We start from the raw sequence: 24,430 nt of genomic DNA on the forward strand, positions 1-24,430 counted from the left end.
AACCGCTGGAACCGCTTCCACTACATCCGCGTCGCCGTCATCATCGCCGCCTTCACCCTGCTCGCCGCCGCCCTCACCTGACACCGCGGACCGACACTACGGGCCGTACTCGCCCGGAAATTGCGCTACGGCGTATATCCGGAGGTGACGAAGTAGGCCCCGTACGTGAAAGAAATAAACGCCAGTACGCCGAGCGTCATAGCCAGTGTGATCGGTTTGGCCTTGGCCAGAGCGGTGGCCGCGGGCAGCAGCAGAGTGAACCCGGGCAGCAGAAAGCGGGGCTTGATTTGAATGAAGCCGCTCACGCCGAAAGCTACGGCTGCCAGGACCAAGGTGAAGACGATTACGGCCGCCGGCGGACGCGAGCTCAGGAGGGCCCACAGAAGTACGAGGCCTGCCATCACGATGAGCACGGAGGTTTGCTCCACCGCGCTCACGTGGCCGGCGGCCACCCTGGTTGTGGCCGCGATCACGGACTCGCCGAAGTCGACGTGCGTCTTCCAGTCGCGCTGGACATCGAAGTAGCCCAGCGGTCGCCCGGTACACACTCCGGCCCACACGAAATAGCTGAGCAACCCCAGCGGCGCGATGAGGATCGCGGAGAGCGTTCGACGCCCGCGCGGAGAAGCGAGCAGCGCCGTAATGACGACAGCAGCTACTACGGCGATGCCCAACGGGCGGGTCAGACCCGCAGCCACGGCGAGAAGGGACGCCGGGATCAGACGCTGCGTCACCAGGGCGTACAGCGACCAGGCGCACAGCGCGGTGAACATTGCCTCCGGGTAGGCCATGGACTGGATGAAAGCCTGCGGCAGCAGACCCCAGAGGATGACGAGCAGCAGCCCGACGCGCTTGCCGTGCAGGACTGTTCCGAGGGCGTGGATCCCCCATGCCGCGACACAGGAGGACACGCATGTGATCAGCAGTGCGGTACCGACGAGCGTCATCGGCAGCAGTTCGCCGGCCGCTCGCACGACAGCCGGATACAACGGAAAGAAGGCGAGGTCCTGCCATCGGCCGGCCGGGCCACCGCCGTAGCCGGGAATCAGCTCTGCCTGCCCGTAGCCATTCTGCGCAATTCCCATGTACCACTGCGCATCCCACACATAGCCCATCAATGTGACAAGAGGCTTGCCACCCTCGCTTGCTTGCATGGCAATCCAGGAGACACCCAGGACCTTGCATGCCAGGTAGCAGAGGAGTGCCGGTCTGGCGCTTCGATACGACAAGATGACACGTCGACCAAGAATGCTCCGCCGCGACTTCTGCGGAACTACCTGTACGGTTTTCGCACCAGCCTCGACGGTCAATTCGTGTCCAATCATCGGCGCCGCACCAGTAACTCTCGGGAGTCTACTGAGAGCACGCCCGAGAATTCGCGCAATGGAAAAGCTACTCGCCGAGGGGATTGGTCACCGATCGGGTGAAAGTCGGCAGTCCATAACGGGCGAGTTCCTCGTCGTCGACGAGGGCACTCGTGATCACGCTGTCGGACCGGCAGCCTCGCTGCCCAGAGCAACGGTGTCAGCCCGCACAACTAAGGGCTGTCCCGTAATCCTTGGTGGATCAGCGGAACAGCCCTTAGGCGCGCCTCAGCGCGGGCAACAGGCGGAGCGCGTTGTCGCGGTTGATGCCGCGTCGTTGGCGGTTGGTGAAGACGGGGTCGGTCTCGATGGCCGGCACCGTGAAGTCGGTGATGATGTCTGCGGAGGCGGCCGGCCAGTCGGTGCCGAAGAGGATCCGGTCGGCGCCGGCGGTGGCCACCAGAGTGCCCGAGGGGGCCGACGGGCCCGCCGTGTCGTAGTAGAAGCGGTGGAGGTAGTCCCGTACACGGGCAGCATCGAGGGGTGGAGTGCAGAAGCCGCCGAAGGCCTCCATGCGGGTGGCGATCTGAGGGAGGAATCCTCCGGCGTGCGGCAGGATGACTGACAGGTGCGGGTAGCGGTCGAGTGTCCTGGTACGGATCAGGTTCACAGCAGCACGCGTGGTGTCCAGCAGGAAATCGCACATGAAGTTCGGAATTCCGGGGACGGTGGGCACGCCGGGTGTTCCGCCCGGGAGGTCGAGCGGATGCGTGAAGAGGACCGCGGCGCGCTCGTCGAGTTCGGCGAGGAAGCGGTCGTACGAGGGATCACCGAGGTAGACACCGTTGTGGTTGGCTTTCACGCTGGCTCCGACGGCACCGAGCTCGTCGAAGGCGCGGCGGAGAGCCCACGTGGTCACTTCGGGATGGTCCAGGACAGCAGGAGCGAGGACGGCGAATCGGCCCGGGTGTAGGGCCACCAGGTCGGCCATCGCCTCGAAGACGACGGTGAGACCTTCCCTGGCCTGTGCCGCGGTGCGGTACCGGTCCTGCATGGTCGGGTTGAGGACCGCGGTCGCGATTCCTACCCGGTCCATCAGCGCCAGGGTGGAGTCCAGATCCCAACGCGCCCACCACAGCAGCTCCTGCCGCCGCACCAGGCCCTCACGCTCCGCCCAGTCCACCCATGCCGGAGCGGTGAAATGGTGGTGGACGTCGATCCTTGCCCGGCCGGCGTCATCGCCGCTCCCCGAGCCCCGCGGCACCGCTTCCCCCCTGGCCAGAGCGCTGGACTCGCCCGTGGCAGCGACGGTGGTCGCCAACGCCCCGCCGGCGATGAGCAGACTGCGCCGGCTCATGGCCCGGGTCGATTCGGACATCCGCGTTCCCCATCCGTAGCGCCATCGGTTTGCCGCACCACGATGGCTCGTCGGCGGGCCCACGATCACCACGGCGTGCCCTGTTCGAGGTCGGTTCCCTCGGACGGACGCGGTCCAGCCCACCGTCTGCCACGAAATCCCAGGCCAGGATCCCTTCACGGCCGGCTCACGTACGAAGTCGGGGGCCGTCGCGTCCGACGGCCCCCGTTCCGGGTGATCAGCAGCAGGTGGCGGTCGCGGTGTCGTTGCCGCGTGCGTTGCTGCCGGCCCGGCGATTCAGATGATGCCGGTCCCGGACGACGGGACCGCGCTGCCAGCCGATCACCCCACTCATGCCCAGTCAACGCCGCAGCAGCCACACCAGTTACGGGACAACCTTTAGGGTTGCCGACCACTGACCTCAAGGGGCTTCACCATGGGCATTCATCCTGACGTGGCCGTATTGCTCGACCTCGTGCCGGCGGACTTCGCAGGCGGCGAGCGGATCGACTGGGCTGCGGCCGAAGTTGCGCTGGGCACCGGGCTGCCGAGTGACTACAAGGCTCTGTTGGACACGTACGGCGTGGGCGATATCGGAGACCTCGTCATCCTGCCGCCACTCCCGAGTGATGTGCGCGGGTGGGAAGGGTGTCACATCGGAGGCAGGACAGACGGCCTGCGCGGGCTCTGGGAGGAGGACGCAGGTCTCCCGGATGTGGCGCTAGGTGCCGATGCCGTCCTGCCCTGGGGCTGTGGAATGAACGCCAACGAGATGGCTTGGCTCATGAACGACCCGGATCCGGACAAGTGGCCTGTCATAGCCTGGCGACGGCACCACTCGTGGGGCGAGTCACCTTGGGCCTTGTTCGACTGCGGCATGGTCCAGTTCATCACCCGCATGATGCTGGGCCAGTTCGACGCCTGCCCGCTCGGCGATGCGTCGCTCTGGAAGCAGACGGACACTTTCGTCAGCTGGCGAGAGCAACATCGACGGCTCAGGGCCGGACTGGATCCTTCCACCGGCGAGCCCGACCCCTACGCCCACATGTATCCCGTCACCGATGACTGGCCCTGATCAGGACCGAAGCCAGTCGGGCTCATGCGGTCCGGCCCGATCCGCGGCGATGCCCCCCGAGGGGGGCATCGCGGCCGTCGGGGGCGGGCGGTCCGGCCGTCAGAACGTGAAGACCGAGCTCCTCGACATGCCGACGTTCATCTCGCACGTGTTGCCGTACGTGGCCGACCAGCTGATCCGCTTGCCCTCCCACACGCCGTCGCCGGTCACCGTGACCGGGTCCCAGATCTTGGTACAGGGGCTGTTGCTCCAGGCCACGGTCAGTTGGGCGAGGTCGCCGTCGACCGAGCTCAGGTCGGCGCAGGCCAACTCCGGCGCCGGGTGGGTTCCGCTGGGCGTGGGGGCGCAGCTCAGGGTGACCGCCCTGGCGACCGTCGCCGTCGCCGCGTCCTCGCCGTTGCCGACCGCGAGGACGAGCGCCGACGGCGGGTAGAGGCCGGCGGGCTCGGCCTGGGCGAGGTCGGGGGTCGCCGCGACGCCGACGAGGGCGAGGCCGGTGGCGAGAGCGGTGGTGAAAGCGGTGTTGCGGAGGACGTAACGCACGGGGGTGTCCCTTCGAGACGGGTGCGATCTGACTGCGCGCCGGAGTCTCGCCGATGCGGAGGGTGATCGCACATCGGTCGCCGCTTTCCGGCCGCACCCGCCCCGTGGGCCCCGTCGCGCCCCGGCCGACCGGTCGTTCGGGCAGCTGGGGGCGGGTGTGCGGCCCCGCCGAGGGTCGCCCGTCCTGTGGAATCGCGTGAGTGGTCCAAGCTCGAACAAGCCCTTGACCTGCGAGGACCCGGAATTGGTTCGATTCCGGAGCACTCATCGACGGCGCTGTTCGACCGGAAGGCCCCGCTCAGGGCCCCCGGTCGGAAGGCGTCCGTCAGCTCCACCTCGGCAGGGTGATCTCGTGGTCGTCCGAGCCGTCGATGGGCTCGGGCACGTCGGCGATCTTCACCGGCTGGGCGGTCGAGCCGAACTGCCCCCGGAAGATCGCCCACTCGCCGCTCTCACCGCTACGGCTCACCGCTACCCCTTGCTCACCGCCGCCAGGATCTCCGGCAGCCGCCCCGCCGTCCTCGGCGCCGCCAGCTTCAGGCCGCCCCAGGTGATCAGCGCGCCGTAGAGCGTGCCGACCGGGAACAGGAGCCAGAGCAGCGACTCCTTGTCCGCGAGGTGGAGGTAGACCGTCGCGCCGATCACCGGGGCGGACAGCAGCGCCGCCACGAGCATGCCGCCGAAGATCGAGATCCAGGCCAGGCCGCCCTGCCCCGGCGCGACGTTCTTGTACGCGCTGTCCTGCGGGATCGAGTACGGGAACATCGCCGAGGCCAGCGCGCCGACCGCCAGCATCGAACCGAGCAGCGCGAAGGCCAGGCCCAGTGCCTCCGGCAGTGCCGACCAGTTGCCGGCGACCGCCGCCGTACCCGCCGTCACCAGCACCGTGAACGGAACGGTGATCAGCAGCAGCGCCAGCGCCCGCGCCCGCAGTTCGGCGTACGCGTCCGCCTTCGTCGAGATCGTCTGAGCGACCATCCAGAACGCCGAGGTGTCCTGTCCGAACTGGTTGTACATCAGCATGCCGAGCATTCCTGAGGCGAAGCAGGCCCAGTAGACCGACCCCGCGCCCTGGAGCGCGTTGAACATCGGGACGATGGCACCCATCGCGAGCGAGGTGATCCACGCCGACTTCGTCTTCGGATCGCGCCAGATGTAGCGCAGGCTGCGCTCCATCACCGTTCCCGTACGCCCGCCCGGCAGCAGCCGTCCCAGGAATCCCGTACCGGCCCGGTCCGGGCCCGCATCGGACGCCGCGCCGATCGTGGAGCCGTCCGGTGTCGTCATCAGCTTCACCAGGCTCCGCTGCCACCAGTACACCAGCGCCACCAGGGCCGCCACGGTCAGCAGCAGCCGGCCCGCCGCCACCGCGTAGTCGCCCTTGCTCGCCGAGTCCACCGCCGCGATCGCCGAGGCGGGCGGCAGCCAGCTCGCGACGGCCGCCGCGGGTTCGAGCGAGGAGAGACCCCCGGCCCGACTGAGCCGCTGCGCACCGAAGTTGACCAGCTGGATGCCGACCGCGATCACCAGACCGCTCAGGACGGCCAGGTCACGGCCCTTGCGCGAGGTCAGCAGCCGTACGTTGGCCGCGGCGACCGCACGCGACAGCGCCACGCACACCACGACCACCAGCGGCACGGCGATCGCCGCGGCCGTCATGCCCGCCGCGCCGTGCGCCAGGGCGAGCGAGGCGCCCAGCGCTGTGCACAGCGTGAACAGGGGGCCGATGCCCACCAGTGAGGCCACGAGCAGGGCGCGCACCAGCGGCCGGGGCCGCAGCGGCAGCATCACGAGCCGGGACGGGTCGAGCGTCTCGTCCCCGCCCGGTACGAACAACGGCATCACGGTCCACGACAGGGCGAGCAGCGCCGTCAGCAGCACCACGATCGAGTCCGCGTCCGCGTTGCCCCGCATCAGCACGAAGGCGAGCACCATCGCCGCCGCGAACACGACCGTGACCACGAGGGAGGTGACGTACGCGGCGGTCCGGCCGGCGGACTGCCGCAGCCCGTTGCGCAGCAGCGACAGCTTGAGCCGTACGAAGACCGATGTCAGGGAAGGAGAAGCAGGGGCGGCGGCCGTGGTCATCGGGCCGAACCTCCGAGCCAGTCCAGGGAGTCGCCGGCCGCCTCGCGCCCGTTGGCGCCCACCAGCTCCAGGAACGCGGCCTGCAGCGACGGCGCCTCGCCCCGTACTTCCGCCAGCGGTCCCTGGGCCCGGATCTGCCCGGCGGCCATCACCGCGACCCAGTCGCACAGCGACTCCACCAGCTCCATCACGTGGCTGGAGAAGACGACGGTCGCGCCGGAGCCGGTGTACCGCTCCAGGACGCCCCGGATGGTCTGCGCGGACACCGGGTCGACGCCCTCGAACGGCTCGTCCAGGAAGAGGACTTCCGGGTTGTGCAGCAGTGCTGCCGCGAGCCCGATCTTCTTGCGCATACCCGTCGAGTAGTCCACGACCAGCTTGTTCTGCGCGCCGGCCAGGTCCAGGACGTCGAGCAGCTGGGCGGCCCGCTTGTCCACCTCGGCACCGGGCAGCCCCCGCAGCCGCCCGCTGTACGCGAGGAGTTCACGGCCCGAGAGCCGCTCGAAGAGCCGCAGTCCCTCGGGCAGGATCCCGATCCGGGCCTTGACCTCGGCGACCGACTCCGGGTCGGCCCAGACGTCGTGTCCGGCCACCAGGATCCGCCCGTGATCGGGCCGCAGCAGACCGGTGATCATCGACAGCGTCGTGGTCTTGCCGGCGCCGTTGGGCCCGACGAGACCGATGAACTTGCCCGCGGGCAGCACCAGATCGATGCCGTTCACCGCGATCTGCTGGCCGAAGCGCTTCCACAGCCCCTCGACGCGAACGGCGGGCACCGCACCCGATCCCGGTGCGCTGCCCGCCTGTTCGAACACTCCGTCAAATGCCTGGTCAGGCATGTTCCGTCAACCCTTCGGTTGTCCCCGTAACTCGTACGAGCACACCCTAAGGGCCCTGAGCTGCGCCTCTCAGGGGCGACGAGCCCTGGCCGCCGCCGCTTCCCGGCCGCACGCGTACGCGAGAGGGCTGATCAACTCCTCGGCGTCCGGCAGCCAGCGGTTCGCCGGGGTGGGCCGCCGGGCCCACTGCACGGCCCCGGACCCGCCGACCCGGGTCGGCGGCGCGGCGACGTAGTGGCCCTCGCCCCGGGTGACCAGGTCGATCGAGGCCGGGGCCCAGCCCAGCTTGCGGACCAGGTCGGGGACCTTGGTCGCGGCGCCCGGCAGGACGAAGAAGAGCATCCGGCGGTCGGGGGTGCAGGTCACCGGGCCGAGCGTGAGCTCCATGCGCTCCATCCGGGCCAGCGCCAGGAAGCCGGCCGACTCGGGCACGTCGATCGCGTCGAAGGTGCGGCCGGTCGGCAGCAGGATGGACGCCTTGGGCTGCTTCGACCACATGCGCCGCGCCCCGACGGCGCTGCCGGTCGCCTGGGTCGACCAGTCCGGCCTCGCCGGGTGGGCGCCGGGGGTGGCGCAGCTGTCGACGCCGCAGGAGCAGCGCTCCCTGCCCTCCACGGCTTCCAGCCAGGTCCCGGGGAACACGTCCCAGTGCCGCTCTTCCGCATACCGCACGGCGCAGTCCAGCAGCAGCTCGCCTCGCTGCTTGGGGATGTGTGCGGCTTCCGTGACTCCGATGGTCTCTTCCACGGTGAGCACAACTCCCGCCGTCACCTGGGGTTACGGGCGCGGTGAAGAGCGGTGTGGAGCATCGATCCTGCATGCGGGGCGCATGGGTGCACGGGTGGGGGCGCGCGGGAGGACGGGAAGCGGTGGGTGGGTAGCCACAGTCGGGGGGTGTCGCCCGGGGTTCTGCACGACTGGGTGATGCGTCCGGTTTCGCGTGTTCACATCGGCATTGACCGGATATTCGCCGGGCAGTGATCAGTTCTCCATCGAACGCACACCGGCCTCAGGGGGTAGTTGTAGTGATGGCAGCCAGGCCACTCGTCGCCCGTCAGCCGAACGAAAGGCTGCAGGCGCTGATTCAGGAGGCCGCGTGTTCCAACGCCGGCCTCGCCCGCAGGGTGAACATGGTCGGGGCCGAGCGCGGCCTCGATCTGCGCTACGACAAGACGTCGGTGGCGCGCTGGCTGCGCGGGCAGCAGCCGCGCGGCCGGGCGCCGGGGATCATCGCCGAGGCGCTGGGCCGCAAACTGGGCCGTACGGTCACGATCGACGAGATCGGCATGGCGAACGGCAAGAACCTGGCCTCCGGCGTCGGGCTGCAGTTCGCGCCGACCGTCCTCGGCGCGATCGAGCAGGTCTGCGAGCTGTGGCGCAGCGACGTCGGGCGCCGCGACTTCCTCTCCGGTTCGACGGTGGCGGCCTCCGCGCTGGTGGAGCCGAGCCGGGACTGGCTGATCACGGGCGCGGACGCGCAGGTGGCCCGCTCGGCCGGGTCGCGGGTGGGGGTCTCGGACGTGGAGGCGGTCCGGGCGATGACACGTGCGTTGGTCGACCTCGACCGGCGGTTCGGCAGCGGGCACGTCCGGCCGGTGGTGGTGCACTACCTGAACAGTGTGGTGGCGGGGATGCTGTCGGGCTCGTACCGGGAGGCGGTGGGCCGGGAGCTGTTCGCGGCGGTCGCGCGGCTCACGGAGCTGGCCGGGTACATGGCGGTGGACACCGGGCAGCCGGGGCTCGCCCAGCGGTACTACATCCAGGCACTGCGGCTCGCCCAGGCGGCGGGCGACCGGGGGTACGGCGGCTATGTGCTGGCGGCCTCGATGAGTCACCTGGCCGCTCAGCTCGGGAACCCGCGGGAGATCGCCCAGCTGGCGCGGGCGGCGCAGGAGGGCGCGCGGGGGCGGGTCACGCCACGGGCGGAGGCGATGTTCTACGCGGCGGAGGCGCGGGGCCACGCGCTGCTCGGGGACGCCCACTCCTTCGAGGCGGTCGCGGGCCGGGCCGGAGGGGCGCTCGAGCGGGCCGATCCGGAGTCGGGGGACGACCCGGACTGGATCGCGCACTTCGACCACGCGTATCTCGCGGACGAACTGGCCCACTGCCACCGGGACCTGGGCCGGTCGGAGGCGGCGGCCCGGGCGGCGGAGGAGTCGCTGAGCGGTCATCCGCCCACGCGGGCCAGGCGCCGGGCGATCGGTCTGGTGCTGCTCGCGTCGGCGCAGGTGCAGCGGCGCGAGGTGGAGCAGGCCTGCGCCACGGGTACGCAGGCGCTGGAGCTCCTGGCCACGCTGCGGTCGTCGCGCGGGGCGGAGTATCTGGACGATCTCAAGGAGCGACTGGAGCCGTACGCGGGGGAGGCGGCGGTGCGGGAGTTCGGGGCGCGGGTGGAGCTGCTCGCGGCCTGATGCCGTGTGACCACGGTCACCGGGTGGGTCGATCGGCCTCTGTGGTGCGGTAGTTGCGTGTGGGGTTGCTGTGGTTCTGTTACCGGTCTCACACGTGTGTGCGCGGCCCTGGACGCACCCGGTAGCGTGAACCGACGATTCCGTAGGTCCATCAGTAGGAGTCCCGGTGACGCAAAGCGGACAGGGTCCGGAGCCGCAGTATCCGGCGGTACGGCCCACGCACGAAGGTGTCGTGCTGCCCGCCGAGGGCGGCGTGGAGACCGGCCCGGCCGCAGGCCCGGCCGGCGGCCGGCCGTGGGGCGGCGCCTGGGGCCCCGGTGGGGCGCCGCAGGGGCAGCCCATGCCGCCGGCCGCCCAGCCGCTGCCGCCGGAGGCCGCGCCGGGCGGGGCCGCGGACATGCAGGCGACGCAGTACATCGCGCCGGTCCCGTCGCAGGGCGCGCCCCCGGCCGCCGGACCGGGCCCGCTGCCGGGCCCCATGCCGGGCGCCATGCCCGGGACACCTGGGGACATACCGGGCGCGCACCCGCTGCCGCCGCAGGGGGGCTACGGCTTCCCGCCGCCCGCGCAGGGTGGCTACGGATACCCGCCCCAGGCTTCCGCTCAGGGTGGCTACGGATACCCTCAGGCGCCCGCGCAGGGCGCCGGAGACATGCAGGCGACCCAGCACATTCCGCCGGTCGCGGGTGGGCAGGGCGGCCCCGGCCAGGGCGTCGCCGACATGCAGGCGACCCAGCACATCCCGCCGGTCGCGGCGGCGCAGGGCGGGTCGGACACGCAGTTCCTCGGCACCGGGCCGCTGCACCAGCAGCCGGGTACGCCCGGTCAGCCGGCCGGCGCCTCCGACGCGACCCAGTACATCGCTCCCGTACCGTCGCAGATGCCCGGTGAGCGGCAGCCGCCCGCCGAGTTCGACAACCTCTTCCGCAGCGACGCGACGCAGCACCTCCCGCAGCCTCCGCAGCCGCAGCCGCCCCGGGCGCAGCAGCAGTACAGCCCGCAGCCCCCGCCGCAGCAGCAGTTCCACCAGCCGTCGCAGCAGTCCCCCTTCCAGGGCGCCTATGGCCAGGACGGGTACCAGGACGGGTACGACGACGAGCCCGAGCCGCGCCGCAAGTCGCCCGTCGCCCTGATCGCCGCCGTCGTCGTCGGCTGCGCGATCGTCGGCCTCGGCGCGGGCGCGCTGCTCAGCGGTGGGGACGAGGACAAGGGAAAGAAGCCCGGCCAGAACGTGGCCGCCAGCTCCGGAGCCCCGTCCGCGGGCGCGACCGAGAAGGCCGCCGACCCCGCCGAGCCGCAGGCGAAGGAGCTCGACAAGCTGCTCGCGGACAGCAACAACAGCCGCGACGCGGTGATCCGTTCGGTCGAGGCCATCAAGCAGTGCAAGAACCTCGACCAGGCCGCCACCGATCTGCGCGGCGCCGCCCAGCAGCGCCGGGACCTGGTGACCCGGCTGCAGGCGCTGCAGGTCGACAAGGTGCCGTCCAACGCCGCCCTCACCGCCGCCCTCACCAAGGCGTGGCAGGCATCCGCCGCCGCCGACGACCACTACGCCGCCTGGGCCGACCAGATGAAGGCCAAGAAGGCGTGCAAGGGCGGCAAGGCCCGCAGCACCAACCAGACGGTCGAGGCGAACAAGAAGAGCGGCGAGGCCACGATCGCCAAGCGCGAGGCGGCCGGGCTGTGGAACCCGACCGCCCAGAAGTACTCGTTGACGAAGCGGGAGCCCCACCAGCTGTAGGAGGGGGCTCCGTGGCGGGCGCGGCTACGGGGCGCCGAGCACGGTGTCGCCGACGTCGACGAAGCCGGACTTCTGCGCCACGAGCTGCCCCTTGCGCACCACTTGGAACGTCACCTCGTGGTTGACGATCCGGGGGAAGCGGGGGGCGCCGAGCATGTCCTCGTAGCGCCAGCGCAGTTCGGGCGTGAGGCCGCCGGTGTCGATCCGGACACCGCGGTCGAGGGCGTGCGAGAGGGCCCCCGCCGTGATCGTGTCGCTGTCGAGCGACTCGATCACCTTCCGCAGGGCGGTGTACGCGATCCAGGTGGTCTGGACGCCCGCGTCGGTCGGGTCGACGCGGTTGTCCGCGAACGCGTGCTCCTTGATCACCTTGCGCATCGGAGCCCAGCGCGCGTCGTTCGCCTCCGGGTACCAGCCGGTGACGTACGCGCCCTCGAAGGGGCTGTGCGCGCCGCCCGTCCGGTCGATGACGGGCTGGCTGACGCTGCCGAGGACGGAGGAGATCCGCACCGAGTCGCCGGTCTTCCCGTCCTCGCCGCCGCCGTCGTCGTTCCCGCCGTCCGCCTCGCCGCTCTCGGGCAGGCGCCGGAAGGAGTCGAAGAACGTCTGGGTGCGCTCGCCGAGGACGGCCGCGACGCAGCCGTCCTCGCGCCCGGCCTTGGTGCGGGCCCGCTCGGCCTGCTGCGTGTACTCGGCGGCGTCCTCGAGGGCCGGGATGTCGGTGGCGCCGCTGTGGCTGCTCTTGCGCAGACCGGAGTTGAGGAGGTCGGGCAGCTTGTCGCCGGCGAGGGTGTCGGGCCGGACGAGGGAGACCTTGCGGCAGGACTCGGCCAGCTGCATCCCGTGGCCGGCCATGAGGGAGGCCTGACCGCCGTTCACGGGGTAGGAGAGCGGGCTGGTGAACTCGTCCTCGGAGATGCCGTAGCCGCCGATGTACGGGATTCCCGCGGCCTCCAGCGGGGCCATGAAGGCCCGCCCGTTCTGGCTGTACGAGCCGACGACGGCGACGACCTTCTCCTGGACGGCCCGGCGCGCACAGGCCGCGGCGCCGGCGGAGGTGTTCTGCTCGTTGCAGGTGAGGATGCGCAGCTCGTGGCCGTCGATGCCGCCGTTGGCGTTGGCCCAGCGGGCGTAGGCCTGGGCCATGGCGGGCATGCCGGGCTGGTTGGTGGCGCGGGTGCCGTCGGGAGCCCAGGTCATCACCGTGACGGGCTCCCTGGATCCCCCCGTGGTCCCAGGGAGCACGCCACAGCCGGTGAGCAGCGACGCACAGGCCGCCGCCGTCGTGACATACGCGAGGAGTGAGGTCGTGCGTCGCCTACCGGTCATGGGCATGCACAATTCCGCCTCACGGGTAACGCAGAAATGTGGGTAGTTCAACGCGGAGTGACGTGAAGGTGAATTGCGGGGGTCGTATACAGCCGGGGAGGGGGCCGGTCCACCGATCTTGAAGGGGAACGTACGATCGAACGGTGTCCAGTCCAGTCTCCAGTTCGGTGAACTCTTCCCGTCGCGGCCGTCGCTCCTCCACCATGGGCGGCATGCCGCTCAACGACTTGCCGTGGTGGCGCTGGCGCAGCAACGTGCGCTCGGCGCTGCACATGCTTTCCGATCCCGGGTTCCACGAGACGACCTGGCTGACCGGCCAGGAGGGGTACGGCGACGTCACCGACGCCGTCTACCGCCTGGTCGAGGACACCTGGCTGGACAACTGGTCCGCCGAGAAGTACGTCGGAACGATCTTCCGCGACTCCGGCGAGGCCGCGCTGGTGGACGTGGCCGTGCTGCGGGTGCTGCGGATCATGCACCAGGTGGGGCCCGACGCGCCGTTCTCCGCGTACATGGAGCACCATGGGTGGCCGGAGGCCGTGCGGGCCGCCCGCGAGGCACACGTACGGATGGCCTCCGCGGACGGCGAGGACCCGGACACGCCCCCGCGCTCCCTGGACGTGCTCCGTATCATGACGGGGTCCGCCTGACGGACGCCGGCCCTGCCCTTCCGGCGGGGTGTGGCACCCTACGGGGATGACCGACCAGTACGTCCTCACGCTTTCCTGCCCGGACAAACAGGGCATCGTGCACGCCGTGTCGAGCTATCTCTTCATCACGGGATGCAACATCGAGGACAGCCAGCAGTTCAAGGACCGGGACACGGGCCTGTTCTTCATGCGGGTGCACTTCTCGGCCGAGGCTCCGGTGACCGTGGAGAAGCTCCGCGCGAGCTTCGCGGCGGTGGGCGACTCGTTCGCGATGGACTGGCACATCAACCGGGCCGACGAGCGCATGCGGGTCGTGCTCATGGTGTCGAAGTTCGGGCACTGCCTGAACGATCTGCTGTTCCGTTCGCGGATCGGGGCGCTGCCGGTCGAGATCGTCGCGGTCGTCTCCAACCACACGGACTTCGCGGAGCTGGTGGGCTCCTACGACATCCCGTTCCGGCACATCCCGGTCACCAAGGACAACAAGCCGGAGGCCGAGGCCGAGCTTCTGGAACTCGTCCGCGCCGAGAACGTCGAGCTGGTCGTCCTCGCCCGCTACATGCAGGTGCTCTCCGACGACCTGTGCAAGCAGCTGTCGGGCCGGATCATCAACATCCACCACTCCTTCCTGCCGAGCTTCAAGGGCGCCAAGCCCTACCACCAGGCGCACGCCCGCGGCGTGAAGCTGATCGGCGCGACGGCCCACTACGTGACGGCGGACCTCGACGAGGGCCCGATCATCGAGCAGGAGGTCGAGCGGGTGGGCCACGAGGTCACCCCGGACCAGCTCGTGGCGGTCGGCCGCGACGTGGAGTGCCAGGCCCTGGCCCGCGCGGTGAAGTGGCACGCCGAGCGCAGGATCCTGCTCAACGGCCGCCGCACGGTCGTCTTCGCGTAACGCACGCACGGCCGTCTTCGCGTAACGCCCCTCACGGCCGGGTCTCCTACAGCCGGCTCAGGGACGCCGCCGCGAAGAGGACGTCCCTGATCGCCTCGCGGTCGCCGTCCTGGCCCGCCGCGGCCTCCTCGGGCGGGACGTGACCCGCCACGAGCTGGCAGAACTCGACGCCGTCCATCGCCACCTGGGCCACCGCGTGGTCCGGGGAGCCGACGGCCGCCGGGGAGTCCAGGGCGATGTACCAGTGGCCGCCGCCCGAGCCCTCGACCTCCAGGTGGAGCGAGCGGCCCGGGGCGCCCGCCTCGACCAGATGGCGCGACGGGGCCGCAAGACCGGAGCGACGGCGGTCGGCGAGCGCCGCCGGAAGCAGCCGGGCCGCCAGATCGATCATGCCGTGCAGATGCGCCCCGCTCGGCGGATCGTACGGATACGCCACCGCGTTCGCGATGTCGTCCGCGTGCACCCAGCACTCGAAGGCCCGCTCGAGCAGCGAGTCCCGCATCGGCAGCGCGAAGTCGCCGTACGTCACCGTCAGGTCCGCGACTCCCCGCCCCGCGAACGAGACCGTGCGGATCAGCGTGTGGCTCTGCTCGCGCCACGGCTCGCGCACCCCGCGCGTCGGCGGATGGTACGAGCCCTGCCAGTACGCCTCCGTCCGCTCCGCCGGCGACACCGCCGTGACCGCCGGCCCCAGCGGATCGTCCAGGCCGAGCGCCGTCGACACCAGGCCGTCCACCGTCAGCAGGTGCCCGATCACCCCGGCCACCGTCGTCTTGCGGCTCACCGGCCGCTCGCCCTCGAACCACTTCAGGCGCACCGGCGCGTGCCACTCCGACTCGCCGATGTCCCGCAGCAGCGCGTCGAGCCGGGCCGTCTCCGCGTCGTACGGAGTCGCCCAGGTGGGCACGGGGATACGGGCGGGGCGCCGGCCCAGGCAGTTCTCCAGGACCCGGGAGCGCAGCAGCGGATCGAGGTCCAGGTCCCGCTCCGAGTGCAGCAGCCCGACCGCGTCCCGCAGTCGCAGCGCCTCGTCCGCGCACGGCGCGCACACGGTGAGGTGCTCCTCGACCGCCTGGGTCTCCTCCGCCGAGCACGCGGACAGCGCCCACGCCCCGAGGAGGGACTTGAGGACGGCGTGCGTCGGAGGAGGCGGCGGGGGTGGCGGCGGAGGGGCTTCCTCGACGGGCTCGGGGGTGTTCACGGCAGGGGGTCCCGTCAGGTCCGCGTGGTCGTCCGCGGCCGACCGCGGTCCCGGTATCCACGGAGCGCGCGCGACCCCGTCCGAGTCGCCGTTCGCCCCGTTCACAGCGTGCGTCCGTAGCCGGGCGGTGAGGTCCCCTCCAGCGGGCGGGTGTTCGCGGTCGACAGCAGCTGCAGGCCGAGCCGCAGCCGGCGCCGCGCCTCGTCCTCCGTCACACCCAGGTCCGCGGCGGTCTGGCGGTAGTCCCGCCGCTGGAAATACGCCAGCTCGAGCGCGGCCCGCAGCGGCGCCGGCATCGACGTGACGATGTAGTCGGCGCGGGCCGCGACCGAGGCCCGGCGCACCTTCTGCTCCAGCTCCTCCGCCGAGCCCTCGCCGGTCTCCGCGTACGCCGTCGCCTCCGTCTGCCGCAGCCGGTGCACGGCCTGCCGCTGGGTCAGCTTGGCGACCCACGAGCGCATGTTGCCCTGCTTGGGGTCGTAGGCGTCGGGGTTCTCCCAGATGTAGCCGAAGACCTCGCGGGTGACCTGGTCGGCGGCCGCGTCGTCGTCGAGCACCCGGTGGGCGAGGCTGTGCACCAGAGAGGCGAAGCGGTCGTAGAGCTCGCCGAGCGCCGCGGCCTCACCGCGCGCCAGCCGCTGCTGCATCCTGCGGTCCCAGCGCGGTGGTGTGTCCTTCGCCATACGAAGCCCTCCGGAGCTCTTCGGCGGCCCTCCCGACCCGAGTTCACTGTCCAAAGTAATGCGCCGCACCGACAGCGCACTCCCCTTTGTGACAAGTACGCCCTGGAGGGGGCCGGGGATGGTAGAGAAAGCGTCACCTTTCATCCGGGGTGTTTCGTTCCGCCGTGGCGGGGCAGCGGGAGGGGACAGGAAGCACTGCCTCCGTTTTGAAGGGCGCTAGTCGTGACGCTCCATGTCGAGGAAGACGAGCGGGATCCCTGGACCGTGCTGCGCATCCAGGGCGAACTGGACCTGGTGACCTCGCCCCTGGTCCGCAGACGCGTCCACGACGCCGTCGCGGGCGGCCGACACGACGTGGTCCTCGACCTGTCGGGCGTGCTGTTCTGCGACTCCAGCGGCGTGGGCGTGCTGATCGCCGCGCGCCGGCTGATGCGCTCCTGCGGCGGGCGGCTGCGGATCGTGCTGCCCGCGCGCGGCGCGCTGGAGGGCTCGCACGTCAACCGCGTCCTGGCCGCGCTCGGCGTCCGCCGGCTCTTCGAGGTGTACGCGGACGCCACCGACGCGGTCGACGAGCGGGCGCGGCCCCTCCCCGTGGACTCGCTGGTCGGACAGACCGCGTCCGTGCCCGCCCAGCCGTTCCGTTCGCGGCAGGACACGCCACGCCCCCTCTCGGCATAGCCGCCCGCCAGGCCCGGCCGTCGCCCACGGCACGGCTCTCGGGCGGGCCGCCCCTCTCGGCACGGCGCCCCTCCTCGTCGTACCCTCCGCACATGGAGCCCATGGAACCCGAGCAGGACCAGGACCCCGGACAGCTCTACCAGCGCCGGATCGCCTCCCGTTTCGCCGCTTTCGACCAGGACGGCGACGGGACGATCTCGCGCGAGGACTTCGGCACGGCGGCGAAACGACTCCTGACGGAGTTCGAGGTCTCGTTCCGCTCCGACCGGGGACAGGCGCTGTGCGAGGGCGCCGAGGCCTTCTGGCAGGGCATGGCCGGGATCGCCGACGTCGACGGCGACCAGCGCGTCAGCCGTGAGGAGTTCGTCGGCGGGGCGGTCAAGCGGCTGCACGACCACCCCGAGCGCTTCGCCGAGATCGCCCGGCCCTTCCTGCACGCCGTCCTCGCCATCGCCGCGACCCCCGCCGACGTGGAGCGCGCCCTCCTGGCGCTCGGGATCGCCCCGGTCGCGGCGGCCCTGAGCGCCCGGACGCTGCCGACCGTCGCCTCCGGCCAGGTCGACGAGGCCGCGGCGGTGAGCGCCTTCGCCCACTACTTCATGACGGAGTAGTCGCCCCGTACCGCTCCCTGAGCTTGTACTTCAGCACCTTCCGCAGGGTCTCGTTGCGCGGCAGGGCCTCCACCACCTCCAGCTGCTCCGGCAGCTTGTGGACGGAGAGGCCCGCGGTGCGCAGGAAGTCCGTGACGGCCGCGAGGGTCAGCGGCCCGGCGCCCGGCGGCTGCTCGATCACCGCGCAGACCCGTTCGCCGCGCTCCGGGTCCGGGAGGCCGATGACCGCCGCGTCGCCGACCGCCGGGTGCTCGTGCAGGAGGTCCTCGATCTCCTTGGCCGATATGTTCTCGCCCTTGCGGATGATGATGTCCTTGATCCGGCCGGTGAGGACGAGGTGCCCGCTCGGGGTCACGTGCCCCACGTCACCGGTGATCAGGAACCCGTCCTCGTCGAAGGCGGCCGCCGACTGGGCGGGGTCCAGATAGCCCCGGCAGACGGCCTCGCCGCGCAGCCGGACCTCGCCGCCCTCGGCGATCCGTATCTCCATGCCCTCGGGCGGCCGGCCCTCCGTGGTCGCCAGGTTCTCCGTCGTGTCGTCCGGCGACCCCATCGTGATCATGGGGACCTCGGTCATCCCGTACCCGTGGGTGAGCTGGCACCCCATCTCCCTCGTCACCGCGTGATAGATCTCCGGCGGCTTCGGCGCCCCGCCGCCCGCGAGCAGCCGCAGGGTCGGTATCAGCTTCTCCCCGGGCTGTTTGCGCTGCTCGGTGAGGAACATCGAGTAGAAGGCGGTGGATCCGCCGGCCACGGTCACGCCGTGACGGCGGTACTCCGCCAGCGCGTCGGACAGCGCGAACTGTTCGAACATCACCGCCGGGAATCCGTACAGCAGCAGCATCACGGTGTAGTCGGGCCCCGCGATGTGCGCGTACGGGAAGGCCATCGAGCCGATGTCGTCCTCGGTCAGGTGCAGCGCGTGGGCGAGGCAGGAGCCGCCCGCGATGAGGGAACGGTCGGTGTGCAGGACGCCCTTGGGGTCGGAGGTCGTGCCCGAGGTCCAGTAGATCCACCGCACGTCGGTGCCGTTCGAAGGGGGCGGCGGCAGGACGGCCGGGTCGCCGTCGGGCAGCGAGTCGGAGTCGTACGCCTCGAAGATCCCGCGCGCCCCGAGCCGGCGCGCCATCTCCGTGTGGTCGAAGCCGCGCCACACCCCGGGCACGGCGAAGAACTCGGCCTTGGACTCGCGCAGCGCGAAGCCGACCTCGCGGTCCCGGTAGAAGGGGATGACCGGGGACTGCACGGCGCCGATCCGGGCCAGCGCGAAGGAGAGCACGGCGGTCTCGATCCGGGTGGGCAGCTGCCAGGCCACGACCGTGCCGGGCCGCACCCCCGTCCCGTACAGGCCGGCGGCGCACCGCTCGGCGCGCTCGCGCAGCCCGCCGAAGGTGAGGGTGCGGTCCCCCTGGAGGAGGACGGGCCGGTCGGGCGTGAGGGCGGCGCGGCGTTCGACGAGCTCCCAGAGGGTGCGGGAGGCGCCCAGGGCGTGTGCGGTGTCGGTCACGACGACTCTCCTAGCTGACGGTCAGTCAGATCGTGCGGAGAGCGTAGAGGTCCGCCGCTTGTCGGTCCAGGGGTGCGGAGCTAGCCTGAGACCCAACAGAATCTGACGGGTCATCAGAAATGGGAGTGGGTTCATGACGGAACTGCCCCGCATCATCAGCGTCGACGACCACGTGATCGAACCGGCCCACCTCTTCGAGACCTGGCTCCCGGCCAAGTACCGCGACCGTGGGCCCCAGCCCCTGACGGCCGGGATCGGGGAGCTCGCCTACGTCGGCGGGAAGTACCAGATCACGATGGACCCCGACGGACCCCCGACCGACTGGTGGATCTACGAGGACCTCAAGTTCCCGTACAAGCGCAACATCGCCGCCGTCGGCTTCGACCGCGACGAGATGACCCTGGAGGGGATCACCAGGGAGGAGATGCGGCGCGGCTGCTGGGACCCGAAGGCACGCCTCGCCGACATGGACCTCAACCACGTCGAGGCATCCCTCTGCTTCCCCACCTTCCCGCGCTTCTGCGGCCAGACCTTCGCCGAGGCCAAGGACAAGGAGGTCGCCCTCGCCTGCGTCCGCGCCTACAACGACTGGATGGTCGAGGAGTGGTGCGGCGACAGCGGCGGCCGGCTCATCCCGCTCTGCATCATCCCGCTCTGGGACATCGACCTCGCGGTCGCCGAGATCCGCCGCAACGCGGCGAGGGGCGTCAAGGCGGTCACCTTCTCGGAGATCCCGACGTACCTTGGTCTCCCCTCGATCCACTCCGGCTACTGGGACCCGTTCTTCGCCGTCTGCCAGGAGACGGGGACGGTCGTCAACATGCACATCGGCTCCAGCAGCCAGATGCCCGCCGCCTCACCCGACGCCCCGCCCGCCGTCCAGGCCTCGCTCAGCTTCAACAACGCCATGGCCTCGATGATGGACTTCCTCTTCTCCGGAGTCCTGGTGAAGTTCCCGACGCTCAAGCTCGCGTACAGCGAGGGCCAGATGGGCTGGATCCCGTACGCCCTGGAGCGCGCGGACGACGTCTGGGAGGAGCACAGGGCCTGGGGTGGGGTGAGGGACCTGATCCCGGAGCCCCCGTCCACGTACTACTACCGGCAGATCTTCTGCTGCTTCTTCCGCGACAAGCACGGCATCGCCTCGCTGGACGTCGTCGGCCGGGACAACGCCACCTTCGAGACCGACTACCCGCACGTCGACTCCACCTTCCCGCACACCAAGGAAGTCGCCCTCGACCACGTCAAGGGACTCGACGACGAGACGATCTACAAGCTGATGCGCGGCAACGCCATTCGCATGCTCGACCTGGGCATCGTCTGATGAACCTCGCGTACGGCGAAGAAGAGGAGGAGTTCAGGGAGGGGCTTCGGGCGTGGCTCGCGGCCGTCCTGCCCACGCTGCCGCCGAAGCCCGACCCGCTGGACTGGCCGGGGCGGCGGGCGTACGACTGCGGCTGGCAGCGGGCGCTGTACGACGCGGGGTACGCGGACGTGCACTGGGACGCCTCCCCGACCCAGCGGCTGATCTTCCTGGAGGAGACCGAGCACGCCGGAGCCCCGTACGTCGGCGCGAACTTCGTCGGACTGCTGCACGCCGGGCCGACGATCGCCGCCGAGGGGACGCCCGAACAGCGGGACCGCTGGCTGCCGCCGGTACTGCGCGGCGACGAGGTGTGGTGCCAGGGCTTCAGCGAGCCGGAGGCCGGCTCGGACCTGGCGTCGCTGCGGACGAGGGCGGTACGGGACGGGGACGCCTACGTCGTCACCGGCTCCAAGATCTGGACCTCGCACGCCGAGGTCGCCGACTGGTGCGAACTGCTCGTACGGACGGACGCCTCCGGCCCCAAGCACCGGGGGATCACATGGCTCGCGATGCCGATGGACGCGCCCGGGATCACCGTACGACCGCTGCGGACGCTCGCCGGGTCGACGGAGTTCGCGGAGATGTTCCTCGACGAGGTCCGGGTGCCGGTCGCCAACCGCGTCGGGGAGGAGAACGACGGCTGGCGCGTGACCATGGTGACCCTGTCGTTCGAGCGCGGCACGGCCTTCGTCGGCGAGGTCGTCGCCTGCCGGCGCGTGCTCGCCGAACTCGCGGGCACGGCGCGGAAGAACGGCACGTGGGACGACCCGGAGGTGCGCAGGCGCCTCGGCCGGCTGAGCGCCGAGTTCCGGGCGCTGTGGCGGCTCACCCAGTGGAACGTCAGCGAGGCGGAGGCGCAGGGGACGGGCGGGGTGCCGGGGGTGGGGGGCTCGGTCTTCAAGCTCCGCTACTCGCACGCGCGGCAGGAGCTGTACGACGCGGCCGCCGCCGTCCTCGGGCCGGACGCGCTCGACCTCGGGCGGGAGTGGAACCTGGACCGGCTGTCCTCGCTCTCGTACACGATCGCCGCCGGCACGAGTCAGATCCAGCAGAACATCGTCGCCGAGCGGATCCTCGGCCTGCCGAAGGGGCGGTGAGGGGTGGTGTCGTGGACTTCCGGCTGACGGACGACCAGAAGGCGCTGAAGGCGGGTGTACGGGAACTGCTCGCCGGGCGCTTCGACCGGGACGCGCTGCGGGCCGCCGTGGACTCGGGCGGCGGGCTGGACCGCGCGTTGTGGCGGGAGCTGGGGGCCGCCGGGTTCTTCGCGCTGCGGCTGCCGGAGGCGGAGGGGGGTGTGGGGCTTGGCCTCCCGGAGGCGGTGCTCGTCTTTGAGGAGGCGGGGAGGGTGTTGTTGCCGGGGCCGTTGATCGCCACGCATGTGGCGGCGGGGAGTGTGGATGGTGCCGCGGAGGGGGAGGTCGTCGTTACTGCGGTCGACGGGGGCGTTGTCGAGTGGCTGGACGAGGCGGACGTGGTTCTGGGGGATGTGACGGGCGCCGTCGCCGTGCGGTCGGTCGACCCGCTTACGCCCTTGCACCGGTTGCCCGGTCCCGTGGGCGCCGGGGTCATGGGCGGAACGGGCCCGCATGGGCGCCGTTCCGTTGTGCCCACCCTCCCCCAAGCTCTCGGCTTCGCTCGAGCAGGGGGGACCCCCATCGCCCCAGCGGAACGATTGCCCACAACGGGCGAGGGGGTGGGAGGGGCAGCGGAACGTATGCCCACAACGGAGGTCCTCCTCACCGCTGCCGAGCAGCTGGGGAGTGCTTCCCGTACCACCGAGATGGCCGTCTCCTACGCCCGGACCCGGGAGCAGTTCGGGCAGCCCATCGGGGCGTTTCAGGCCGTCAAGCATCTGTGCGCGCAGATGCTCGTGCGAACGGAGGTCGCCCGCGCCGCCGTCTACGCGGCCGCCGTGACCGGCGACCCCGTCGAGATCGCCGGGGCGAAGCTGCTCGCCGACGAGGCGGCGGTGGGTTGTGCGCGGGACTGTCTGCAGGTTCACGGCGGCATGGGCTTCACCTGGGAGGCCGATGTGCATCTGCACCTGAAGCGGGCCTGGGTACGGGCCGAGCGGGGGCTGTCGAAGGCGCAGGCGGAGGAGGTCGAGGCGGCCCACTTGTAGGCGGCGCGTGCCCGGTCGCTCACGGAGCGTCGATATCGGGTTGTGTCCTTCGGCCGGTCCGTCACGGCCCGGAGTCGGGGTCCCGCTCCGGTACGCTCCGTGGGATGCGAGTGCTTGTGGGCCCGGATCGTCCCGGTGCCGCCGATGCGGCGGCTCCGGATCCGGCGATGCCCGCCGTTCGCACCCCGTGGAGGCGCTGGGCGCCCTCCTGTTCGACTCCCCGCAGCGTGCGTCGCACAGTATGGACCATGCGTACTCCTTCGCGCTGGAATATGCCCGAAGCGCTTGTTGCGGTGACTGTACGTCAACCATGCTGTCTCACAAGGGAATCACGTTCCGTGAGGGCGTCGATGGCTGTGAGGCGCGAGGCGATGTGTCCGCCGGTTCGGATGGTGTGAGCGGTGCAGGTGCTTCAGGTTCAGTTGGAGGTCGGGCCCGACCCGGCGGAGGTGGGGCGTGCCCGGCGATGGGCGCGCTCGAGGCTCGCCGGATCGGGCATAGAGGATGACGAGCCGCTGGCCGAGACGCTGGTGCTGCTCATCTCCGAACTCGTGACCAACGCCGTGGTGCACACGGGCTGTCCGGCCGTGCTGCGGATGCTGTTCGCGGCAGGGGGCGGGGTGCGGGTCGAGGTCGCCGACACGAGCGACCGGCCGCCGCAGCCCCGGCACGCGGAGGGCGAGGACACCAACGGTCGTGGCCTGGAGCTGGTGGACGGCCTGGCCGACCGGTGGGGGTGGCAGCGCGAGGGCGTCGGCAAGAGCATCTGGTGCGAGGTGGACCGCGGGGCGCCTATGGCACCGCCTCCGGTGACGCCTCCGACGTCGTCGGCCACGCCTACGGCCTCGGTGCACTGTTGACGGTTCATGCCGTTTTGTTCACCCTGGGGTGAGCGATTCGTCGTGAGGGGACGACGAGGGGGCGCGGACGTTCCGCTGCCCTCGACGAGTGCGGGTCGTGTCCGGGGTGGCGGCGTCCCCCGCAGCGCTTCGCACGCGGGGGGACCCCCATTCGCTGCGCTCGCCGTGCTCGGGGCGCGTGCGAGTGCGCCGCCACCCTTCGATCACAGGACTGCCACCGGGGCCACCGGTGTGCCCGTACCGCCCACGAAGGGCTCGGGCATCGCGGAGAGCAGGAACGCGTACTGCTCACGTTGTGCACAGGCTGTGGACAGACTTTCCAGATTCCAGTTCTGGCCCTGGAGCATCCCCATCTCGACGAGGTCGAGCGCGTGCACGGGTAGCCAGAGGTTCTCGACCTCGGGCGGGAAGATCTCGAAGGTGAGCGTGTCGTTGGCGACGGCGGCGACATCGCGGGCGTGGAACCACTCGGGCGTACGGATCGAGAGGCCGGGGGAGGGGAACGCGTACGCGTGCTTGTCGCCGGCCAGGTACTGCCGTATCTGCCCGGTCCGTACGAGGACGATGTCGCCGGCCCGGACGGTGACGCGGCCGAATTCCGCGGCCTCGTCGAGGTCTTCGGGGGTGACGGCGTGGTCGCCGGGCAGCCGGTCCACACCCTTGGCGGCGGCCACGTCGAGCAGGACGCCGCGGCTGACGATGTGGCGGGCGGTGTGGATGCCGCTGAACTCGGAGCGGCCGTGCGGGGTGATCGTGGACGCGGGCCGGCCGTTGTAGATCCTGCCGGAGTGCGAGACGTGGGTGAGCGCGTCCCAGTGGGTGGCGGCCTGCAGGCCGAAGGTCACGGCGTCGTCGCTGGTGGCGACCGTGCCGGGGCCGAAGAGTTCCTGGTTGACCTGGACCATGACGTGGAGCGGGTTGACCCGGCCGGGGATCATGCCGGTCTGTACGCCGTCCTGCTCGAGGTCGAGGGCGAGCGGGACGCGGTGGCCGGAGCGGACGGTCGTGACGGCGTCCCGTACGACGTCGTCGGTGATCAGATTGAGGGTGCCGATCTCGTCGTCCTGGCCCCAACGCCCCCAGTTGTTCACGCGCTTGGCGATGTCGTGGAACTCGGCGGGAAGTGACATCGGTCCTCCGCGGGTCTTGTTTTCCGGTATCTGA

22 protein-coding genes and 2 pseudogenes are annotated in these 24,430 nt (G+C 70.9%); 12 read left to right on the plus strand and 12 right to left on the minus strand.

The features are described from left to right. Positions 1–81: pseudogene (locus tag ACFV9D_RS30645) on the plus strand (DUF1772 domain-containing protein); the annotation flags it as partial. Positions 82–125: 44 nt separating this feature from the next. Here the strand turns inward: ACFV9D_RS30645 and ACFV9D_RS30650 are convergent. Together ACFV9D_RS30650 and ACFV9D_RS30655 are read right to left on the minus strand one after the other, a co-directional pair. Then, positions 126–1,325, minus strand: a complete 1,200-nt coding sequence (locus tag ACFV9D_RS30650) for a hypothetical protein (protein WP_385153352.1) — start codon at positions 1,323–1,325, stop codon at positions 126–128. A gap of 256 nt (positions 1,326–1,581) precedes the next feature. Next, positions 1,582–2,682, minus strand: a complete 1,101-nt coding sequence (locus ACFV9D_RS30655; protein WP_385153355.1) for an amidohydrolase family protein — start codon at positions 2,680–2,682, stop codon at positions 1,582–1,584. Positions 2,683–3,097: 415 nt separating this feature from the next. On the opposite strand from ACFV9D_RS30655, the gene ACFV9D_RS30660 reads away from it, so the two are divergent. After that, positions 3,098–3,736, plus strand: coding sequence for a hypothetical protein (locus ACFV9D_RS30660; protein WP_385153358.1), 639 nt, complete (start codon positions 3,098–3,100; stop codon positions 3,734–3,736). A gap of 99 nt (positions 3,737–3,835) precedes the next feature. Here the strand turns inward: ACFV9D_RS30660 and ACFV9D_RS30665 are convergent, their stop codons facing one another. The 5 genes from ACFV9D_RS30665 to ACFV9D_RS30685 form a co-directional block, all read right to left on the minus strand. Then, the gene (locus tag ACFV9D_RS30665) at positions 3,836–4,279 is read right to left on the minus strand and encodes an SSI family serine proteinase inhibitor (RefSeq protein ID WP_385153360.1); all 444 of its coding nucleotides are present in this window, start codon (positions 4,277–4,279) and stop codon (positions 3,836–3,838) included. A gap of 325 nt (positions 4,280–4,604) precedes the next feature. Beyond that, on the minus strand, positions 4,605–4,748 hold the full coding sequence (locus tag ACFV9D_RS30670) for a hypothetical protein (protein WP_385153363.1): 144 nt from the start codon (positions 4,746–4,748) through the stop codon (positions 4,605–4,607). Positions 4,749–4,750: 2 nt separating this feature from the next. Continuing rightward, positions 4,751–6,367 (minus strand): transporter, encoded by a 1,617-nt coding sequence (locus tag ACFV9D_RS30675; RefSeq protein ID WP_385153366.1) that lies wholly within the window; start codon positions 6,365–6,367, stop codon positions 4,751–4,753. Then, positions 6,364–7,206 (minus strand): ABC transporter ATP-binding protein, encoded by an 843-nt coding sequence (locus ACFV9D_RS30680; protein WP_385153369.1) that lies wholly within the window; start codon positions 7,204–7,206, stop codon positions 6,364–6,366. Before ACFV9D_RS30680 ends, ACFV9D_RS30675 begins: the two co-directional genes overlap by 4 nt. A 69-nt stretch (positions 7,207–7,275) precedes the next feature. Next, complete coding sequence (locus tag ACFV9D_RS30685) at positions 7,276–7,962, minus strand: bifunctional DNA primase/polymerase (RefSeq protein WP_385153372.1); 687 nt, start codon at positions 7,960–7,962, stop codon at positions 7,276–7,278. Between the two features lie 272 nt (positions 7,963–8,234). Here ACFV9D_RS30685 and ACFV9D_RS30690 point away from each other — a divergent pair, with 272 nt between their 5' ends. After that, complete coding sequence (locus ACFV9D_RS30690; RefSeq protein WP_385153375.1) at positions 8,235–9,617, plus strand: transcriptional regulator; 1,383 nt, start codon at positions 8,235–8,237, stop codon at positions 9,615–9,617. 166 nt (positions 9,618–9,783) lie between these two features. Beyond that, positions 9,784–11,358, plus strand: a complete 1,575-nt coding sequence (locus ACFV9D_RS30695) for a hypothetical protein (protein WP_385153377.1) — start codon at positions 9,784–9,786, stop codon at positions 11,356–11,358. 24 nt (positions 11,359–11,382) lie between these two features. Here the strand turns inward: ACFV9D_RS30695 and ACFV9D_RS30700 are convergent, their stop codons facing one another. Then, complete coding sequence (locus ACFV9D_RS30700) at positions 11,383–12,687, minus strand: ABC transporter substrate-binding protein (RefSeq protein ID WP_385153380.1); 1,305 nt, start codon at positions 12,685–12,687, stop codon at positions 11,383–11,385. A gap of 203 nt (positions 12,688–12,890) precedes the next feature. Between ACFV9D_RS30700 and ACFV9D_RS30705 the strand changes: the two genes are divergently transcribed. Together ACFV9D_RS30705 and purU are read left to right on the plus strand one after the other, a co-directional pair. Continuing rightward, complete coding sequence (locus ACFV9D_RS30705; RefSeq protein WP_385153534.1) at positions 12,891–13,337, plus strand: hypothetical protein; 447 nt, start codon at positions 12,891–12,893, stop codon at positions 13,335–13,337. A gap of 46 nt (positions 13,338–13,383) precedes the next feature. Beyond that, the gene (gene purU / locus ACFV9D_RS30710) at positions 13,384–14,235 is read left to right on the plus strand and encodes a formyltetrahydrofolate deformylase (protein WP_385153383.1); all 852 of its coding nucleotides are present in this window, start codon (positions 13,384–13,386) and stop codon (positions 14,233–14,235) included. 46 nt (positions 14,236–14,281) lie between these two features. Here purU and ACFV9D_RS30715 read toward each other — a convergent pair whose 3' ends face one another. Both ACFV9D_RS30715 and ACFV9D_RS30720 read right to left on the minus strand, forming a co-directional pair. Further along, entirely contained in the window at positions 14,282–15,541 is a 1,260-nt protein-coding gene (locus tag ACFV9D_RS30715) for a zf-HC2 domain-containing protein (RefSeq protein ID WP_385153386.1), read from the minus strand. Continuing rightward, positions 15,538–16,119: a sigma-70 family RNA polymerase sigma factor gene (locus tag ACFV9D_RS30720; protein ID WP_385153389.1), complete on the minus strand. Its 582-nt coding sequence runs from the start codon at positions 16,117–16,119 to the stop codon at positions 15,538–15,540. The genes ACFV9D_RS30715 and ACFV9D_RS30720 overlap by 4 nt, the downstream gene beginning before the upstream one ends. A gap of 222 nt (positions 16,120–16,341) precedes the next feature. On the opposite strand from ACFV9D_RS30720, the pseudogene ACFV9D_RS30725 reads away from it, so the two are divergent. Together ACFV9D_RS30725 and ACFV9D_RS30730 are read left to right on the plus strand one after the other, a co-directional pair. Continuing rightward, positions 16,342–16,707, plus strand: a pseudogene (locus tag ACFV9D_RS30725) (STAS domain-containing protein); the annotation flags it as partial. 182 nt (positions 16,708–16,889) lie between these two features. Next, entirely contained in the window at positions 16,890–17,408 is a 519-nt protein-coding gene (locus tag ACFV9D_RS30730; RefSeq protein ID WP_385153392.1) for an EF-hand domain-containing protein, read from the plus strand. Here the strand turns inward: ACFV9D_RS30730 and ACFV9D_RS30735 are convergent. After that, the gene (locus ACFV9D_RS30735; protein WP_385153395.1) at positions 17,395–18,915 is read right to left on the minus strand and encodes a class I adenylate-forming enzyme family protein; all 1,521 of its coding nucleotides are present in this window, start codon (positions 18,913–18,915) and stop codon (positions 17,395–17,397) included. The two genes, ACFV9D_RS30730 and ACFV9D_RS30735, sit on opposite strands and share 14 nt — an antisense overlap. Positions 18,916–19,048: 133 nt before the next feature. Between ACFV9D_RS30735 and ACFV9D_RS30740 the strand changes: the two genes are divergently transcribed. The 4 genes from ACFV9D_RS30740 (at position 19,049) to ACFV9D_RS30755 (ending at position 23,266) form a co-directional block, all read left to right on the plus strand. Further along, positions 19,049–20,239, plus strand: coding sequence for an amidohydrolase family protein (locus ACFV9D_RS30740; protein WP_385153398.1), 1,191 nt, complete (start codon positions 19,049–19,051; stop codon positions 20,237–20,239). Then, positions 20,239–21,378, plus strand: a complete 1,140-nt coding sequence (locus ACFV9D_RS30745; RefSeq protein WP_385153401.1) for an acyl-CoA dehydrogenase family protein — start codon at positions 20,239–20,241, stop codon at positions 21,376–21,378. The genes ACFV9D_RS30740 and ACFV9D_RS30745 overlap by 1 nt, the downstream gene beginning before the upstream one ends. An 11-nt stretch (positions 21,379–21,389) precedes the next feature. Beyond that, complete coding sequence (locus ACFV9D_RS30750; protein ID WP_385153403.1) at positions 21,390–22,406, plus strand: acyl-CoA dehydrogenase family protein; 1,017 nt, start codon at positions 21,390–21,392, stop codon at positions 22,404–22,406. A gap of 401 nt (positions 22,407–22,807) precedes the next feature. Continuing rightward, the gene (locus ACFV9D_RS30755) at positions 22,808–23,266 is read left to right on the plus strand and encodes an ATP-binding protein (RefSeq protein ID WP_385153404.1); all 459 of its coding nucleotides are present in this window, start codon (positions 22,808–22,810) and stop codon (positions 23,264–23,266) included. Between the two features lie 203 nt (positions 23,267–23,469). Here the strand turns inward: ACFV9D_RS30755 and ACFV9D_RS30760 are convergent, their stop codons facing one another. Continuing rightward, on the minus strand, positions 23,470–24,396 hold the full coding sequence (locus tag ACFV9D_RS30760; protein ID WP_385153407.1) for a cyclase family protein: 927 nt from the start codon (positions 24,394–24,396) through the stop codon (positions 23,470–23,472). Positions 24,397–24,430 lie beyond the last annotated feature (34 nt).

Source organism: Streptomyces sp. NPDC059875 (genome assembly GCF_042731085.1).
Classification (GTDB): domain Bacteria; phylum Actinomycetota; class Actinomycetes; order Streptomycetales; family Streptomycetaceae; genus Streptomyces.

Excerpts from the sequence above, each read along its gene's own strand:
- ACFV9D_RS30650 (WP_385153352.1), bottom strand. The coding sequence starts at position 1,325 with ATGATTGGACACGAATTGACCGTCGAGGCTGGTGCGAAAACCGTACAG.
- ACFV9D_RS30655 (WP_385153355.1), bottom strand. The coding sequence starts at position 2,682 with ATGTCCGAATCGACCCGGGCCATGAGCCGGCGCAGTCTGCTCATCGCC.
- ACFV9D_RS30660 (WP_385153358.1), top strand. The coding sequence starts at position 3,098 with ATGGGCATTCATCCTGACGTGGCCGTATTGCTCGACCTCGTGCCGGCG.
- ACFV9D_RS30675 (WP_385153366.1), bottom strand. The coding sequence starts at position 6,367 with ATGACCACGGCCGCCGCCCCTGCTTCTCCTTCCCTGACATCGGTCTTC.
- ACFV9D_RS30680 (WP_385153369.1), bottom strand. The coding sequence starts at position 7,206 with ATGCCTGACCAGGCATTTGACGGAGTGTTCGAACAGGCGGGCAGCGCA.
- ACFV9D_RS30690 (WP_385153375.1), top strand. The coding sequence starts at position 8,235 with ATGGCAGCCAGGCCACTCGTCGCCCGTCAGCCGAACGAAAGGCTGCAG.
- ACFV9D_RS30700 (WP_385153380.1), bottom strand. The coding sequence starts at position 12,687 with ATGACCGGTAGGCGACGCACGACCTCACTCCTCGCGTATGTCACGACG.
- ACFV9D_RS30705 (WP_385153534.1), top strand. The coding sequence starts at position 12,891 with ATGGGCGGCATGCCGCTCAACGACTTGCCGTGGTGGCGCTGGCGCAGC.
- purU (WP_385153383.1), top strand. The coding sequence starts at position 13,384 with ATGACCGACCAGTACGTCCTCACGCTTTCCTGCCCGGACAAACAGGGC.
- ACFV9D_RS30720 (WP_385153389.1), bottom strand. The coding sequence starts at position 16,119 with ATGGCGAAGGACACACCACCGCGCTGGGACCGCAGGATGCAGCAGCGG.
- ACFV9D_RS30730 (WP_385153392.1), top strand. The coding sequence starts at position 16,890 with ATGGAGCCCATGGAACCCGAGCAGGACCAGGACCCCGGACAGCTCTAC.
- ACFV9D_RS30740 (WP_385153398.1), top strand. The coding sequence starts at position 19,049 with ATGACGGAACTGCCCCGCATCATCAGCGTCGACGACCACGTGATCGAA.
- ACFV9D_RS30745 (WP_385153401.1), top strand. The coding sequence starts at position 20,239 with ATGAACCTCGCGTACGGCGAAGAAGAGGAGGAGTTCAGGGAGGGGCTT.
- ACFV9D_RS30760 (WP_385153407.1), bottom strand. The coding sequence starts at position 24,396 with ATGTCACTTCCCGCCGAGTTCCACGACATCGCCAAGCGCGTGAACAAC.